General features: G+C 73.3%; 15 protein-coding genes. 5 read left to right on the top strand and 10 right to left on the bottom strand.

Features of this window, described 5'->3' with window-relative positions; translation table 11 throughout:
* Positions 1-94: 94 nt before the first annotated feature.
* Complete coding sequence (locus ACWC21_RS31060; protein ID WP_450886606.1) at positions 95-1,126, bottom strand: LacI family DNA-binding transcriptional regulator; 1,032 nt, start codon at positions 1,124-1,126, stop codon at positions 95-97.
* Positions 1,127-1,237: 111 nt separating this feature from the next.
* Here ACWC21_RS31060 and ACWC21_RS31055 point away from each other — a divergent pair, with 111 nt between their 5' ends.
* A complete protein-coding gene (locus ACWC21_RS31055) occupies positions 1,238-3,544 on the top strand; it encodes a beta-xylosidase/alpha-l-arabinosidase (protein ID WP_450886604.1) in 2,307 nt (768 codons plus the stop codon).
* Between the two features lie 187 nt (positions 3,545-3,731).
* On the opposite strand, the gene ACWC21_RS31050 is transcribed toward ACWC21_RS31055, so the two are convergent.
* The 4 genes from ACWC21_RS31050 to tsaB are packed head-to-tail and all read right to left on the bottom strand — an operon-like array spanning position 3,732 to position 6,271.
* On the bottom strand, positions 3,732-4,013 hold the full coding sequence (locus ACWC21_RS31050; protein ID WP_450886602.1) for a hypothetical protein: 282 nt from the start codon (positions 4,011-4,013) through the stop codon (positions 3,732-3,734).
* Positions 4,010-5,095 carry a tRNA (adenosine(37)-N6)-threonylcarbamoyltransferase complex transferase subunit TsaD gene (tsaD, locus tag ACWC21_RS31045; protein WP_450886600.1) on the bottom strand — a complete coding sequence of 362 codons (1,086 nt, stop codon included), beginning with the start codon at positions 5,093-5,095 and terminating at the stop codon, positions 4,010-4,012. The genes ACWC21_RS31050 and tsaD overlap by 4 nt, the downstream gene beginning before the upstream one ends.
* Positions 5,088-5,618 carry a ribosomal protein S18-alanine N-acetyltransferase gene (gene rimI / locus ACWC21_RS31040; protein WP_450886599.1) on the bottom strand — a complete coding sequence of 177 codons (531 nt, stop codon included), beginning with the start codon at positions 5,616-5,618 and terminating at the stop codon, positions 5,088-5,090. The genes tsaD and rimI overlap by 8 nt, the downstream gene beginning before the upstream one ends.
* Positions 5,615-6,271: a tRNA (adenosine(37)-N6)-threonylcarbamoyltransferase complex dimerization subunit type 1 TsaB gene (tsaB, locus tag ACWC21_RS31035; RefSeq protein ID WP_450886597.1), complete on the bottom strand. Its 657-nt coding sequence runs from the start codon at positions 6,269-6,271 to the stop codon at positions 5,615-5,617. The genes rimI and tsaB overlap by 4 nt, the downstream gene beginning before the upstream one ends.
* A gap of 126 nt (positions 6,272-6,397) precedes the next feature.
* Between tsaB and ACWC21_RS31030 the strand changes: the two genes are divergently transcribed.
* Positions 6,398-6,946, top strand: a complete 549-nt coding sequence (locus ACWC21_RS31030; protein WP_450886595.1) for a hypothetical protein — start codon at positions 6,398-6,400, stop codon at positions 6,944-6,946.
* A gap of 237 nt (positions 6,947-7,183) precedes the next feature.
* On the opposite strand, the gene ACWC21_RS31025 is transcribed toward ACWC21_RS31030, so the two are convergent.
* From ACWC21_RS31025 to ACWC21_RS31005, 5 genes are all read right to left on the bottom strand, one after another.
* Positions 7,184-7,351, bottom strand: coding sequence for a hypothetical protein (locus ACWC21_RS31025; RefSeq protein WP_450886593.1), 168 nt, complete (start codon positions 7,349-7,351; stop codon positions 7,184-7,186).
* Positions 7,352-7,481: 130 nt separating this feature from the next.
* A complete protein-coding gene (gene tsaE / locus ACWC21_RS31020) occupies positions 7,482-7,994 on the bottom strand; it encodes a tRNA (adenosine(37)-N6)-threonylcarbamoyltransferase complex ATPase subunit type 1 TsaE (protein WP_450886591.1) in 513 nt (170 codons plus the stop codon).
* Positions 7,960-9,231 carry an alpha/beta fold hydrolase gene (locus ACWC21_RS31015; protein WP_450886589.1) on the bottom strand — a complete coding sequence of 424 codons (1,272 nt, stop codon included), beginning with the start codon at positions 9,229-9,231 and terminating at the stop codon, positions 7,960-7,962. Before ACWC21_RS31015 ends, tsaE begins: the two co-directional genes overlap by 35 nt.
* Positions 9,232-9,310: 79 nt before the next feature.
* Complete coding sequence (alr, locus tag ACWC21_RS31010; RefSeq protein ID WP_450886587.1) at positions 9,311-10,489, bottom strand: alanine racemase; 1,179 nt, start codon at positions 10,487-10,489, stop codon at positions 9,311-9,313.
* A gap of 58 nt (positions 10,490-10,547) precedes the next feature.
* Positions 10,548-11,399 carry a L,D-transpeptidase family protein gene (locus tag ACWC21_RS31005; RefSeq protein WP_450886657.1) on the bottom strand — a complete coding sequence of 284 codons (852 nt, stop codon included), beginning with the start codon at positions 11,397-11,399 and terminating at the stop codon, positions 10,548-10,550.
* Positions 11,400-11,854: 455 nt separating this feature from the next.
* On the opposite strand from ACWC21_RS31005, the gene ACWC21_RS31000 reads away from it, so the two are divergent.
* From ACWC21_RS31000 to ACWC21_RS30990, 3 genes are all read left to right on the top strand, one after another.
* Complete coding sequence (locus ACWC21_RS31000) at positions 11,855-12,478, top strand: RNA polymerase sigma factor (protein ID WP_450886585.1); 624 nt, start codon at positions 11,855-11,857, stop codon at positions 12,476-12,478.
* Complete coding sequence (locus tag ACWC21_RS30995; protein ID WP_450886584.1) at positions 12,475-13,551, top strand: CU044_5270 family protein; 1,077 nt, start codon at positions 12,475-12,477, stop codon at positions 13,549-13,551. The genes ACWC21_RS31000 and ACWC21_RS30995 overlap by 4 nt, the downstream gene beginning before the upstream one ends.
* Positions 13,552-13,667: 116 nt before the next feature.
* Positions 13,668-15,212 (top strand): PH domain-containing protein, encoded by a 1,545-nt coding sequence (locus ACWC21_RS30990; protein ID WP_450886582.1) that lies wholly within the window; start codon positions 13,668-13,670, stop codon positions 15,210-15,212.

The following is a 15,212-nucleotide window of genomic DNA, read 5'->3' as shown; positions in this document are numbered from 1 at the left end:
CCTCCGAAAGTTTCGGTCGTTCAACCGATTGACTTCGGAGGAGTGTGGGCGCACCCGCCCCACCCGTCAATACGTCAACTTCCGGCCACGCCGGTCACGGCTGCCCCGGGGCCGCCGTGCTGCTCCGCACCACCAGGCTGGTCGCCAGCTCCACCCGGGTCGCCGCCGTGGAGTCGTCCGCCCGCCCGAGGTCGAGGACCAGCTTGGCCGCGGCCTCGGCCATCTCGGTCAGCGGCTGCCGCACGGTCGTCAGCGGAGGCCCCACCCAGCGGGCCACCGGCAGGTCGTCGAAGCCGACCACGCTCAGGTCCTCGGGGATGCGCAGCCCCAGCTCACGGGCGGCCTCGTACAGTCCGAGCGCCTGCAGGTCGTTGCCCGCGAAGACGGCGGTGGGCCGGTCGGGGCGGCCGAGCAGCTCCAGGCCCAGCCGGTAGCCGGCCTCGTGGTGGAAGTCCCCGGCCTTGATCATCCCGTGGTCGACGGGCAGTCCGGCGGTCTCCAGCGCGGCCCGGTAGCCGTCGACCCGGGCGCGGCTGCACATCATCCGGGAGGGGCCGCTGATCGCGCCGATGCGGGTGTGACCCAGCTCGACGAGGTGGCGGGTGGCGGCCAGGCCGCCCTGCCAGTTGGTGGCGCCGATCGAGGGCACGTCGGCGCCCGGGTCGCCGGCCGGGTCCATCACCACGAACGGGATGGACCTGCTGGTCAGCAGCGCCCGCTGGGACTCGTCGAGCCCGGAGAGTACGAGGATCACACCGTGCGGGCGGCGGGCGGCGACCTGGTCGGCCCAGGTCCGGCCGGGGGTGAGCCGCCCCGCGCTCTCGCTGAGCACGACGCTCAGCCCCGCGTCCCGGGCAACGTTCTCCACGCCCCGGATGACCTCCATCGCCCAGGCGCTCTCCAGCTCGTGGAAGACCAGGTCGATCAGCGGGGAGCGGGAGGCCTCGGCGCGTCGCCGCCGGTAGCCGTAGGCGCGCAGCAGCTCCTCGACCCGGGTGCGGGTGGCGGGGGCGACGTCCGCACGGCCGTTGAGCACCTTCGAAACAGTCGGAGCGGAGACACCGGCCTGACGAGCGATTTCGGCGAGGGTCGCGGTCTGCGTTCCTACGGGCTTCGGAGGCTTCATGCTCGCGATCGTATCCCTGCGCGACCCCTTGACGAAGACCCTGTCGCGCCATAGGTTCCCGGAACATTCGAGATTAATTCCGAAACATTCGTGAGCAGAGACGGGAGTTTCATGACAACCGCTCCTTGGCGCGACTCCGCCCTGCCCGCCGCCACCCGCGTCGACGACCTGCTCGCAAGGATGACCCTGGAGGAGAAGGCCGCCCAGCTGTACGGCGTATGGGTGGGCGCCGCCACGGACGGCGACGGTGTCGCCCCGCTCCAGCGCGAGATGACCGCCGACTACGACTGGGACGAGCTGATCACGCTCGGCCTCGGCCAGCTGACCCGCTCCTTCGGCACGGCACCCGTGGACCCGGCGCTGGGCGCGCAGGCACTGGCCCGCGCCCAGCGCCGTATCACGGACGCGGGCCGCTTCGGCATCCCGGCGGTCGCCCACGAGGAGTGCCTGGCGGGGTTCACGGCCTGGGGCGCGACGGCGTACCCGGTACCGCTGGCCTGGGGCGCTTCCTTCGACCCGCCGCTGGTCGAGGAGCTGGGCCGGCGCATCGGCGGAGACCTGCGCTCGGTCGGTGTCCACCAGGGACTGGCTCCCGTCCTGGACGTGGTCCGCGACCCGCGCTGGGGGCGGGTCGAGGAGACGATCGGCGAGGACCCGTACCTGGTGGGCACGATCGGCACGGCGTACGTACGGGGCCTGGAGTCGGCCGGGGTCGTCGCCACGCTGAAGCACTTCGCCGGTTACGCCTCCTCGGCGGGGGCACGGAACCTGGCCCCCGTGCGGGCCGGGATCCGGGAGTTCGCGGACATCACCCTCCCGCCCTTCGAGATGGCGCTGCGCGAGGGCGGGGCGCGGTCGGTCATGGCGGCGTACACCGAGACGGACGGCGTCCCCGCGTCGGCGGACCCCGGCCTGCTGACCGGACTCCTGCGGGAGGAGTGGGGCTTCACGGGGACGGTGGTCGCCGACTACTTCGGCATCGGGTTCCTGCAGAGCCTGCACCGGGTCGCCGGCAGCGAGGCGGAGGCGGCCCGCCTGGCGCTGGAGGCGGGCATCGACGTCGAGCTGCCCACCCTGAAGTGCTACGGGAAGCCGCTGGTGGCGGCGGTACGGGAGGGCGGCGTTCCCGAGTCGCTGGTGGACCGGGCGGTCCGCCGGGTGCTGATCCAGAAGTGCGAGCTGGGCCTCCTGGACGAGGACTGGCGGCCGGAGCCGTCCGGCACGGTCGACCTGGACTCGGCGGCCAACCGGGCGCTGGCCCGGCGTCTGGCCGAGGAGTCGGTGGTGCTGCTCGACAACCCGGACGGCATCCTGCCGCTGTCCCCCGACACCCGTGTCGCGGTGGTGGGCCCGCGCGCGGCCGACGCGCTCGCGATGCTCGGCTGCTACTCCTTCCCCTCCCATGTGCTCACCCACCACCCCGAGGTGCCGACGGGCATCGGCATCCCGACGGTCCTGGAGGCGCTGCGCACCGAACTCCCCGATGCCAAGGTGGCGTTCGCGGAGGGCTGCGGGGTGTCCGACCCCGACGACTCCGGCTTCGGGGAGGCGGTGGCCCGCGCGTCCGAGGCGGATGTGTGCGTGGCGGTGCTGGGCGACCGGGCCGGGCTGTTCGGCCGGGGCACCTCGGGCGAGGGCTGCGACGTGACGGACCTCCAGCTGCCCGGCGTGCAGGGCGATCTGCTGGACGCGCTGGTCGCCACGGGGGTCCCCGTGGTGCTGGTCCTGCTGACCGGCCGCCCGTACGCCCTCGGCCGCTGGCACGGCCGGCTGGCCGCCGTGGTCCAGGCGTTCTTCCCCGGACAGGGCGGCGGTCCGGCGGTGGCCGGGGTGCTGTCGGGCCGCGTGAACCCCTCGGGCCGCCTCCCGGTGAGCGTTCCGCGCGTCCCGGGAGGCCAGCCGTGGACGTACCTCCAGCCGCCGCTGGGCCTGGCGGACGAGGTCAGCAACCTCGATCCGACGCCGCTGTACCCGTTCGGGCACGGCCACACGTACACGGCGTTCGCGTGGGACGACTTCACGGGCACCGACCCGGAGATCGGCACGGACGGGTCGTACGACATCTCGCTGACGGTCCGCAACACGGGCGACCGCGCGGGCACGGAGGTCGTACAGCTGTACCTGCACGACCCGGTGGCCTCGGTGACCCGCCCGGACGTCCGTCTGATCGGCTACCGGCGGTTGTCGCTGGAGTCCGGGGAGGCGGCCCGCGTCACCTTCCGCTTCCACACCGATCTGTCGTCCTTCACGGACCGTTCCGGCACCAGGGTGGTCGAACCGGGCGCGCTGGAACTGCGGTTGGCGGCGTCCAGCGCGGACGTACGGCACACGGCACGGCTGAGCCTCACGGGGCCGGTGCGTCCGGTCGGCGCCGACCGGCGACTGCGGTGCGAGACGGCGGTGACGGCGGTCGGCTGACGAAAACACCCCCGCCCCCGAGGAGTCGGGGGCGGGGGTGAGCGGAGCGCTGGGCAGGCCTTGCACCTGCATTTCCCCGCAGGAAGCGGGGCGTCTTTCCTTGGACCACCAACGCACTGTGTTCGAACCGTTGTTCCCGGCCGTTCACGTGTAATGATCATAGCGCACGGGCAGGAGTGCGCGCCACTCAGCCGCCCGGCTCCCCGTCGACCGGCTCCCCGTCGACCGGCTCGAACCGCCACCGGTGCACCGCCCGGGTGACCAGATCCCCGTCCGGCTCGGGCAGTTCGGGCAGCTCGGCGTCGTACTCGGCGTCCCACCAGGTGATGACGAGGACCCGGTCCTGCGGGGCGCGGAAGGTCTCCCGGCGCAGCGGCTCCCGCGGAAGCCTCCGCGTCCGGGCCCAGGCGAGCAGTTCCGCACCGCGCCCCGCCGCCGCGCGGGCCTCCCACATCAGGGCGACCGTCATGAGTAGAGGTTCTCCCCGCTGACCTCGTGCACATGGTCGTGGCCGGGGACGTGCGGGTCGGTCACCGGCAGGGAGGAGTCCGCCGACAGGTCCCAGCTGGAGGCGGCCCGGCCGCGGGACACCATCTCGGCGCCCAGTGCGGCCACCATCGCGCCGTTGTCCGTGCACAGCTTGGGGCGCGGGACGCGCAGCCGGATGCCGGCCGCCTCGCAGCGCTCCTGGGCGAGGGCGCGCAGCCGGGAGTTCGCGGCCACGCCGCCGCCGATCATCAGGTGGTCGACGCCCTGGTCCTTGCAGGCCCGCAGCGCCTTGCGGGTGAGCACGTCCACCACGGCCTCCTGGAAGGAGGCGGCCACGTCCCGGACCGGGACCTCCTCGCCGGCCGCGCGCCTGGCCTCGATCCAGCGGGCCACGGCCGTCTTGAGGCCGGAGAAGGAGAAGTCGTACACCGGGTCGCGCGGGCCGGTCAGTCCGCGCGGGAAGGCGATCGCCTCCGGGTCGCCCTCGCGCGCGTACCGGTCGATGACCGGGCCGCCGGGGAAGCCCAGGTTCAGCACGCGGGCGATCTTGTCGAAGGCCTCCCCCGCCGCGTCGTCGATGGTCGAGCCCATCGGGCGTACGTCGGAGGTGATGTCCGAGGACAGCAGCAGGGAGGAGTGGCCGCCGGAGACCAGCAGCGCCATCGTCGGCTCGGGCAGCGGGCCGTGCTCGAGCTGGTCCACGCAGATGTGGGAGGCGAGGTGGTTCACGCCGTACAGGGGCTTGCCGAGGGCGTAGGCGTACGCCTTCGCCGCCGACACGCCGACCAGCAGGGCGCCGGCGAGGCCGGGGCCGGCGGTCACGGCGATGCCGTCCAGGTCCTTGACGGAGACGCCCGCCTCCTTCAGCGCGCGGTCGATGGTGGGCACCATCGCCTCCAGGTGGGCCCTGGAGGCGACCTCCGGCACGACACCGCCGAAACGGGCGTGCTCGTCGACGCTGGAGGCGACGGCGTCCGCCAGCAGGGTGGTGCCGCGGACGATGCCGACGCCGGTCTCGTCGCAGGAGGTCTCGATCCCCAGCACCAGGGGTTCGTCAGCCATTGCTCTCTGTTCCTTGTTCGGAGGGGGAACCCGCGGCGGAGCCGTTGCCGGACTGCACGGTCAGGCGCATCACCAGCGCGTCCACGTTCCCCGGCTGGTAGTAGCCGCGCCGGAAACCGATGGGCTCGAAGCCGAAGCGCTCGTAGAGCTTCTGGGCGCGGACGTTGTCCACCCGGCACTCCAGCATGACCTCGGCGCACTCGAAGGCGGTGGCCGCGCGCAGCAGTTCGGTCAGCAGCCGGCCGCCGAGGCCGGTGCCCTGGCGGTCGCGGGCGACGGCGATGGTCTGGACGTCGCACAGGTCGCCCTGCGCGGCGAGGCCCGCGTAGCCGACGATGCGGTCGTCCTCCTCGGCGACGACGTACCGCCGGTTCGCCTCGGGGCCGCGGGAGTGGGCCAGCTCCGACCAGAACATGCCCCGGGACCAGGTGTCCTCGGGGAACAGTTCCTTCTCCAGTTCCAGCACGGGGTCGATGTCCCACCAGCGCATCTCGCGCAGTCGGGGGTTCTCGGGTTCGGTCACTTCGGGGTGACCACCTTGTAGTTCTTGGGGACCTGGGCGTCGGGGCGGCGCAGGTACAGCGGCCTGGGCGCCTGCAGTTCCGCACCGGCGGCCAGCTTCTCGGCGGCCAGTGAGGCGAGGGCGGCGGCGGAGACGTGCTCGGGCGCGTGCGCCTGCGGGAAGGTGTCGGGGTAGAGCAGCGCGCCCGCGCCGACGGCCGGGAGCCCGGCCACCCGCTCGGCGATGTCGGCGGGCCGGTCGACGGCGGGCTCCGTCAGCCGGGTGCGGGAGTCGGCGTACGTCGCCCAGTAGACCTCCTTGCGGCGGGCGTCGGTCGCCACGACGAACGGGCCCTTCTCGATGTCGGCCGCGTAGGCGAGGGCGTCGAGCGTGCACAGGCCGTGCACGGGCACACCGAGCGCGAGCCCGAAGGTGTCGGCGGTCATCAGTCCCACACGCAGCCCGGTGTAGGGGCCGGGTCCGATGCCCACGACGATCCCGGTGACGGCTTCGAGCTTCAGCCCGGCCTCGGCGAGTACGCGGTCGACGGCCGGCAGCAGCAGCTCGCCGTGCCGGCGCGCGTCCACCTGGCTCGAGGAGGCGATGACGTCCGTGCCGTCGTGCAGCGCGACGGTGACGGCGGGGGTGGCGGTATCCAGAGCGAGCAAGAGCACGCGAACAGCCTACGGCTCCGCACGGCCCGTGTCGGCCGTCCCGGTCAGGTGGTCACCGAGTGCTACCGTCTGCACAAAGTTCTGTACGAAGTAGGACAAATAACATGAGATTGAGGTGGGCGACACGTGGCAGGGACCAGCTCGTCGATCGTGGCCGGGCTCACCGCGGCGGCCGTCGGGACGGTCGGCTTCCTCGCCTACCAGGCCTCGGCCACCGTCCCCGCCGGACCGGGCAAGTCCCCGGCGAGCGCGTCCCCCCTGGCGAAGGCGCCCCGGGACAGGCGGAACCCCACGGCGCTGCCCGCCATGTCCGGGTCGGGTGAACGGGTCGTGTACACCATGGACGACGACCGGGTCTGGCTGGTCAGCGACCGCAACCGGGTGCTGCGCACCTTCCTGGTGCGGCCCGGCAGCGTGGACCCGCTGCCCGGCGCGTACGTCGTCACCTCCCGCTCGCACGCGGTCACCGGCACCGACGGCACCCCCATCGAGCACGTCGTGCGTTTCACCAGCGTGGACGGGGTCGCCATCGGCTTCAGCGCCGCGGTGGACGAGGACGCGGCCCAGCTGCCGGACCCCACGGTACGGACGGGCGGCATCCGCGAGACACGGGCCGACGGGGAGGCGATGTGGATGTTCGCGACGATCGGGGTGCCCGTCATCGTGCTCCGCTAGGGCCTGTCCGGCGGATCAGGTCGCAGGAAACGGGCGGTACCTCATCGGCGCTGGTGAGCGGGGTTTGGCGCGTCCAACTGCAAGGCGGAGGAGGGCGTCGACGCGATGGGGGTCCCCCCGCTCGAGCGCAGCCGAGAGTGGGGGAGGGCGTGCCAAACCCCGCGTCTGCGGCATGATCCGCCGGACAGGTCCCAGGGCGACAGGTCCCAGCGCCCACCGGCCCCCGCACGGTCGGTGCTAAGCGGCGTCGCGGTGCCGCTGCACCGGCTCCACCCGCTTGGGCTCGGGCTCCCGCGGCGGCCGGGAGATCACCGCGGCCGCCGCGCAGGACGCCAGCAGATCGCGCATCGACACCTCGGCGGGCTCGGACGGCCGCCATGGCACCGTGGGCTGAGAAGCGGACATGGGGCGCCTCCTGAGGTGCGGGGGCGGGCGTACTTAGGCACACCTAACTACGGACTGGACACCATGTCATCACGGCTGCCAGGTCCGGCGCAATATGTTGCCGACGGCTTGTCGGAACGTGTCGGCGGCGTCAGGCCGCCAGCGACTCCAGGTCCACGGATTCCCACCGCTCCCCGAGACCGGTGAGGGTCACCCGCCGCACTTCGTCGGCGGTGTCCCCGACGGTCCGGTGGACCAGGACCTGCAACCGGTCCTCGGTCAGTTCCTCGACCTTGCCCTCGCCCCACTCGACGACGATCACCGAGTCGGGCAGCGACACGTCCAGGTCGAGGTCCTCCATCTCGTCCAGGCCGCCGGACAGCCGGTAGGCGTCGACGTGGACGAGCGGCGGACCCTCCCCCAGTGACGGGTGGACGCGGGCGATCACGAAGGTCGGCGAGGTGACCGCGCCGCGCACGCCGAGCCCCTCGCCCAGCCCGCGGGTGAGCGTCGTCTTGCCCGCGCCGAGCTCGCCGGTGAGCATCACCAGGTCGCCCGCGCGCAGCAGCTTGGCCAGGCGGCGGCCCAGTTCCCGCATCTGCTCCGGGGAGGTCACGGTCAGCTGGGTCTCAGCGGGGTTGTGCGGTGCTGCTGGTGCTTCCATAGCCACTTACCGTAGCCCCTGCGGGCACGGCACCCGCGCGGGTGAGCAGGTCCGCGAGGCGGTCGGTGACCACTTCCGGGTGTTCCAGGATGACCAGGTGCCCGGCGTCCGGTACGAGGACCAGCTCGGCGTCGGGCAGCAGGTCGGCGATGGCCTCGCTGTGCTCGCTGGGCGTGACCAGGTCCTGGACCCCGGCCAGCACGAGCACCGGCATGTCGGCGAAGCAGGCGAGGGCCTCGGTCTTGTCGTGGTCGGTGAAGGCCGGGTAGAACTCGGCGACCACGTCGATCGGGGTGGATTCGATCATACGCTCGGCGAACCGTGCGACCGCCGGGTCCACGTCCCGCCCGGCGAACGAGTACCGCTTGATGATCCCGGCGAACAGGTCGGCCGTGGCCCGCCGCCCCTTCTCCACCAGCGCCGCCTGCTGTCCGAGCGCCTTCAGCACTCCGGGGAGCACCCGGCGCACCGCGTTGACGCCGGCGACGGGCAGCCCGAAGTTGACCTCGCCGAGCCGTCCGGACGACGTACCGACGAAGGCGGTGGCGACCACCCGGTCCCGGATCAGCTCCGGGTACTGTGCGGCCAGCGCCATCATCGTCATCCCGCCCATGGAGTGCCCGACCAGCACGACCTGGCCCTCGGGCGCGGCCGCGTCGATGACGGCCTTCAGGTCGCGGCCCAGCTGGTCGATGGTGAGCGGCACCCCGTTCTGGACCTGGTCCACGCCCCGCGCCGACCGGCCGTGGCTGCGCTGGTCCCAGTGCACGGTGCGCACGACACCGCGCAGGGCGGCGCGCTGGAAGTGCCAGGAGTCCTGGCTGAGGCAGTAGCCGTGGCTGAAGACCACGGTGACCGGGGCGGGCGCCTTGCGGCCGAACAGCCGCCGCCGGCGCGGGGAGAGGTTCGGGCCGCCGGTGTCCGGCTCGACGTCGTCGACCTCGTAGTACAACTCGGTGCCGTCGTCGGCGTGCGCCTTGCCCGGGGTGCCGCGCAGCGCCCCGTACGGCCCCGCCGAGTCCAGCGCCAGCCGGGCCTTCCTGCGCATCCCCCGGCCGACGGTCATCCGCTCGATGGCGACACCGGCGGCCGCGCCCGCGGCGAGCACGCCTATCGCGGCGCCGGCGAGGCCGGTCGCCCTGCGCCAGCCCCCGGCCGCCCCCGCGGCGGAGGCGACGACGGCCGCCGCGGCGACATCCGCCACGTCGGCCACGACCTCCGCACTGCTCTCGCTCACGTACCGCTCCTCATCACGACTGCTGCTGCGTCACGGGTGTCACCATGGCCACACCCCTACGGGTGCCCTCCGGCGCCGGTCACCCGTCCTGCCGGTCTTGTTCCCCGTCCACATAGACGCGAGGAACACGCGTTCCGATCCGCGTGACGATCTCGTACGCGATCGTGCCGGACGCCTGCGCCCAGTCCTCCGCGGTGGGCTCGCCCCGGTCGCCGGGCCCGAACAGCACCGCCTGCGCTCCCGCCTCGGGTTCGTCTCCCCCGAGGTCGACGACGAACTGGTCCATCGCGACCCGTCCGGCGACCGTACGCCACTTGCCGCCGACCAGGACGGGACCGCTGCCGGAGGCGTGCCGGGGGACGCCGTCCGCGTAACCGACGGGGACCAGGCCGAGGGTCGTCTCGCCCGGGGTGACGTAGTGGTGCCCGTAACTGACCCCGTGTCCGCCCGGTACGTGCTTCACCAGCGCCAGCGAGGCCGACAGGGTCATCACCGGGCGCAGCCCGAAGTCGGCCGGGGTGCCGAGTTCGGGGCTCGGTGAGATCCCGTACACGGAGATGCCCGTCCGGACCAGGTCGAAGTGGGCCTCGGGCAGGGTGAGCGTGGCCGGGGAGTTGGCGATGTGCCGCACCTCGGGGCGCACACCCCGCCCCTCCGCATACGCCAGCATGTCCCGGAAGCGGACGAGCTGGGCGTCGATCGAGGGGTGGCCCGGCTCGTCGGCGCACGCGAAGTGCGACCACAGCCCGGTGACCCGCACCAGCCCCTCGCGCTCGGCGTGCAGGGCCTCGGCGACGAGTTCGGCCCAGTCCGGCCCCGGCTGGCAGCCGCCCCGGCCGAGTCCGGTGTCGGCCTTGAGCTGCACGCGCGCGGGACGGCCGGCCTGCCGGGCCGCCGCGACGACCTCCCGCAGCGCCCACATGGCGCTGACCGACACGTCGAGGTCGGCCTCGATCGCCTCACGCCACGGCCCGCCCGGCGTCCACAGCCAGCACATGATCCGCCCCGGCAGTCCGGCCGCGCGCAGTTCGAGGGCCTCCTCGGGGGTGGCCGTGCCCAGCCAGCCCGCGCCCGCCTCCACGGCCGCTCGGGCGCAGGGCACCGCCCCGTGCCCGTACCCGTCGGACTTCACCACGGCCATCAGGGCCGCCTTGGGCGCACGGGCACGCAGCGCCCGCACGTTGGCCCGGAGTGCGGCCAGGTCGATCTCGGCGCGGGCGCGCAGGGGCGCGGTCGGCGCAGGTGGTCTTTCAGTCATGGCGCCCCCAGTGTCTCAGAGGCCCCCGAGAGCCCTCGGGCGCAGCCCTCCGCACGGCCTAGGAGCCGGGCCTGCGGCCCCACACGAATACCCGGTCGCCCTTCCTCAACACGCCCCACAGCCTGCGCGCGTCGGCCAGCTCGAGGTTCACGCAGCCCCAGGAGCCGACGGTGGTGTAGATGCTGCCGTAGACGGCGTGGAAGGCCTGGCCGCCGTCGAAGAACTGGGCGTACGGCATGGGCTGGTTGTACAGCGTCGACCAGTGGTTCTTGTGCCGCCAGTAGACGGTGTGCCAGCCCGCCCTGGTGGCGTACCCCTTGCGCCCGCTGCGCATGGGCACCGGCCCGAACACCACCTTCCTGCCCTTCTGCACCCAGGTCAGCTGCCGGGTCAGGTCCACGCAGGCGACCCGGTGGGTGCGCACCGGGCACCTGCCGGCCGCGTTGGGGTTCTTCCGGGCCGAGATGAGCGTCATCCGCGCCCAGGTGACCGGGCCGGCGAAGCCGATCGCGGGCTTGATCCCGTGCTTCTTCTGGAAGCTCCGGATGGCCCTGCAGTCGGCCGCGGACTGCTTCCCGTCCACCTTCCGCTTCAGCCACCGTTCGACCTGCCGCTGGTAGGGCCCGGCCTGCTTGCTGCACGCCACCTTGGCGACGGCGTCAGCGAGCGGGACGTACTCGACGAGGTCGTACGTCCCGGGCGCCGCGTCCCGCGGCTCCCGGGCGTTCTCGCGGGCGCTGGGGGTGTACACCTTCGGCGGCAGCATCTGGTCGGGGGTGTCGATCTGCCAGGGCTGCGCGGGACCCGGGGGCACGCCGGGCACCAGCTGGGTCTCCGGGCCGGAGGCCGGCGGTGCGGGAGTGGCCGACGAGGTGGTCGCGGCGGCCGGGAGGACGGTGGCGGCGGCCATGAGCACGGCGATGCCGCGGCAAGCGATATGTCTGCTGATCACACCATCAGCCAAGCCGCCCGCTCCCCCGAATCCCGGCAGCCGCGCGGTGAGGTCACCCGAGGGGACTTAGGGGTCCTTGCACTATGAGCGCCCGATGAGGTCGCGTGGTCTGGTGCCGTGCATCGCAAGGCGCCGGAGAGCCCTCGATGGGGGTCCCCCCGCTCGAGCGAAGCCGAGAGTGGGGGAGGAGCTACCAGGGCTTTTCGGCAACGCGGCGAGGTGCGGTGCCAGGCCGCGCGACCCGGGCGGGCATAGTGCAAGGACCCCTTGCACGCCGCGTCTGCCGACGGGTCCTGACACCGGCGGCGGACGGCAGAGGCACAGCACGAGGTCGTGTGACCCAGCGCACGGGAACTCCCCTCGTTCCGCAGGGAGTAACAGATGTGAGGCGGCAGACGGAACGAGGAGAGTCAGTGCGTGCGCGGATACGGGCAGGGGACCGTGAAGCCTTCGCCGAGCTGTACGAGAGTTACGCGCGGGCGGTCTACAACCATGCCCTGCGGCTGACCGGTGACTGGTCGGAGGCCGAGGAGGCGATGTCCGAGACCTTCCTCGCCGCCTGGCGTGCCCGGGAGACGGTGGACCCGGAGGGCGGCTCGCTGAAGCCGTGGCTGCTGGGCATCGCCACGCACAAGGCGCGCAACGCCAACCGGGGGATACGGCGGCGGATCGCCTTCCTGGCCCGCAGCCCGGACCCCCGGCCGGTCGAGGACTTCGCGGACGAGACGGCGGGCCGCGTCGACGACGCCCGCCGTCTCGCCCTGGTCCACGACGCGCTGCGCAGGCTGCGCCGCCAGGACCGGGAGGTGCTCGCCCTGTGCGTGGCCTCCGGGCTGGACTACCAGCAGGCGGCCGAGGCCCTCGGCATCCCGGTCGGCACCGTGCGCTCCCGGCTGTCCCGGGCCCGCGCCCGGCTGGCCCTGCTCAGCGCACCCGGTGAAGGCGACCGGGAAAATCCGGAACCGCCCCGGACCCGCGGAGAGATGGAGAGTGAGGCCGCGTTCGCGGCCCTGTTCCTGCAGGAGGAAACCCCGTGAACGCTGACGACCTGCCCCGCGCCGGCTCCGGCTCCGCCGCCCGGAGCGAGGCCGAGGAGCTGCTGTCGGCCCGGGCGGAATGGGACCTCCCGCGGAGCCGGCACCTCCACCACAAGGACGTACTGATGCGACGCATCGACCAGGACCTGAACCTCGCCACGCGGACGGCCGGGGCACCACCCCGCCGCAAGCTGCTGCGGCCCGCCGTGCTGCTGCCCGCCGCGTCGATGGCGCTGGCCGGAGCGCTGGTTGTCACCCTCTCCGGCGGTGGCGGCTCCGCCCCCGGGGCCGGTACCGGCAGCGCGGGCTCCGCCAAGGGCGGCGGCAACGCGTCGGTGACGCTCGGCAGGATCGCCGCCGCTGCCATGGAGACCGACACCAGCCCGGTGAAGGACGGGCAGTTGGTCTACGTCAGAACGCTGCTCCGCTCCAACAAGGGCACGTTCGAAGGCCCGGTGAAGCTCGGTGCCCTGCACCAGTCGGAGTCGTGGACGGTGCAGAACCCCGCCCCCGTCAAGACCGCCGGGTGGCTCAAGGAGACCGGCAAGGACGCGGTCATGCCCGGTGAGACGACCCCCGTCGAGGAGGGCGGCGCCCCCGTTCCGGCGGGCTGGAACCGCCCCACCTACAAGTGGCTGGCCTCCCTGCCGACCGACCCCGCCGCCCTGCTCCGTCTGGTCTACTCCAAGACCAAGGGGGACGAGACCGAGTCGCACGACCAGGCCGCCTTCAGCAAGATCGGTGACCTGCTGAGCACGGTGGTCATGCCCGCGGCGATCAATGCCGCGTTCTACAGGTCCGCCGCGAAGATCCCCGGCGTGACCGTGATCCCCGACGTCGTCGACGCCGCCGGCCGGCACGGCATCGGCATCACCCGCGAGGACCCCAGGTCCTCGATTCGCGACGTCTGGATCTTCGACAAGCACGACCTGACCTACCTGGGCGCCCGCTCGTACATCACCAAGGACAGGAAGAAGGAGCCGCGCCCCACCACCCTCCTGGGGGTCAGCGCCGTCATGGAACGCGCGGTGGTCGACCACCGGGGCGACACCCCGGGCAGGACGAACGGCTAGCCGGCCCCTGCGTTTCCCCGCAGGGGGCTCCTGGTGTCCGTCGGCAACGACGGGGCCGGGAAACTGCCGGACACAGCACAAGCGGCCCCGTCCCGGCCGATGTCAGGATTCCGCCCATGACCGATGTCCGGGACGTGACCTGCCTTCCTCCCGGGAAGCGCACCCTCTGGTGGATCGTCGTACTCGGAGCGGCCGGGACGGTCCTGGCCGCGACGGGCCTGGCGTACCGGGGCGGGCTCGCGTACGTGTGGCTGGGCGTCGGCCCGGTGTCCGTCCTGGCGGGGACCGTGGCGCTCCGCGCGGTCACCGCCCGGGTGACCGCCGACGCGTCCGGCCTGCGGATCCGTACGCTGCGGGGCGAGCGGAGGGTGGCCTGGCACGAGGTCGCCGACCTGAGGGTGTATCTGAAGCGCACCAGGAACCAGGACGTCCGCCGTGTCGGGATCGCGCTGCGCGACGGCCGCGGGCGGCTCCTGCCGCTGCCGTGGAGCGGGACGTCCCATGACCCCGGCTTCGACGCCACGCTGGACGCGCTCCGCGGGCTGCACCGCCGGTACGGGACCCCCGGGTCGGATCACGTGCCCGTCGTCTCGTACCGCACCGCCGGCCATGGCTGGGCCGGGTCGCTGATCCTGTGCGTGCTGCTGCTCGGGGGCGCGGGCACGGCCGCCTGGTTCGTGCCGGACGCCGCGTCCGGGGAGCGGGCCTGGCAGTCGGCCCGCCCCTGCACCGTGACGACGCCCGCCTCCGAGCGCGCCGACTGCCTCACCACCCTGTCGGCCGTGATCGAACGGACCGACGCCAACCGGCCGAAGAAGCAGAGTTGGCTGTACTTCACCGGTGGCAGGCCGCTGAGGCGGCTCGAGGTCACCCCGGAGGCCGCGCAGGGGTTCCGGTCCGGGGACCGGGTCGAACTGACCGTGTGGCGGCACGAGGTGCGAACCGTCACCGGCGCGCACTACACATGGCACGAGCACATCACCGGCGGCGGTGACATGGCCGTCGCGTCCGCCCTGCTCGCCCTCGCCGCCGGCTACCCGGCCGCCCAGCTGCTGCTGCGCCTGCGCGGGCGCAGGCTGCCCGACGACGAGGTCCTCCCGTCGGCGCTTCCCTTCGCGGGCGCGCTCGCCGGCACGGCCCTGTGGCTGCTGCCGCTGTGCTATCGCCATCCGACGGATCTGCTCACCTCGCCCGTGGCGATCGTCTGGGCCGCTGCGGGCTCCGCCGCCACGCTGGCCTTCCTCGCCTGGGCCTGGCGCGTCACCCGCGTGCTCGTGCCCCAGCCCGCCACGGCGGGCGACGAGCCGGCCGGGCGGGAGGACGGGGAGGACGGGGAGGTCTTCCTGCCGGCCCGCTTCCTGGAGCACACCGACTACAACCCGCACGGTTTCGGCACCCACATCGCCCTCGGGGACGGCCCGCCCGCGGTGACACCCGGTCCCGGCAGGTTCGCGGCGCGAACGGTCCCCGTGGGGCGGCTCACCCTCAAGGCCGTGCGCCGCGCCCGGGGCGGCGACGGTGACACCGTCCCGAGGAGCTGGCACATCGCCGAACTCGACGACGCCGGCACCCCGGTCCGTCTCGCGGCCGCCCCGGACGATCTGCACCGCATCCTCCGCGAGCTCGACCCGGTGAGAGCGGGGGCCGTGGCGCACCCGTAG

The organism is Streptomyces sp. NPDC001348, assembly GCF_053597535.1.
Note: the sequence above shows the minus strand (reverse complement) of the source record. Positions and strands in the feature narration are given on the sequence as shown.

Excerpts from the sequence above, each read along its gene's own strand:
- ACWC21_RS31025 (WP_450886593.1), bottom strand. The coding sequence starts at position 7,351 with ATGTCCGCTTCTCAGCCCACGGTGCCATGGCGGCCGTCCGAGCCCGCC.
- ACWC21_RS31055 (WP_450886604.1), top strand. The coding sequence starts at position 1,238 with ATGACAACCGCTCCTTGGCGCGACTCCGCCCTGCCCGCCGCCACCCGC.
- ACWC21_RS31005 (WP_450886657.1), bottom strand. The coding sequence starts at position 11,399 with ATGGCCGCCGCCACCGTCCTCCCGGCCGCCGCGACCACCTCGTCGGCC.
- tsaE (WP_450886591.1), bottom strand. The coding sequence starts at position 7,994 with ATGGAAGCACCAGCAGCACCGCACAACCCCGCTGAGACCCAGCTGACC.
- alr (WP_450886587.1), bottom strand. The coding sequence starts at position 10,489 with ATGACTGAAAGACCACCTGCGCCGACCGCGCCCCTGCGCGCCCGCGCC.
- tsaD (WP_450886600.1), bottom strand. The coding sequence starts at position 5,095 with ATGGCTGACGAACCCCTGGTGCTGGGGATCGAGACCTCCTGCGACGAG.
- ACWC21_RS31050 (WP_450886602.1), bottom strand. The coding sequence starts at position 4,013 with ATGACGGTCGCCCTGATGTGGGAGGCCCGCGCGGCGGCGGGGCGCGGT.
- ACWC21_RS30990 (WP_450886582.1), top strand. The coding sequence starts at position 13,668 with ATGACCGATGTCCGGGACGTGACCTGCCTTCCTCCCGGGAAGCGCACC.
- ACWC21_RS31060 (WP_450886606.1), bottom strand. The coding sequence starts at position 1,126 with ATGAAGCCTCCGAAGCCCGTAGGAACGCAGACCGCGACCCTCGCCGAA.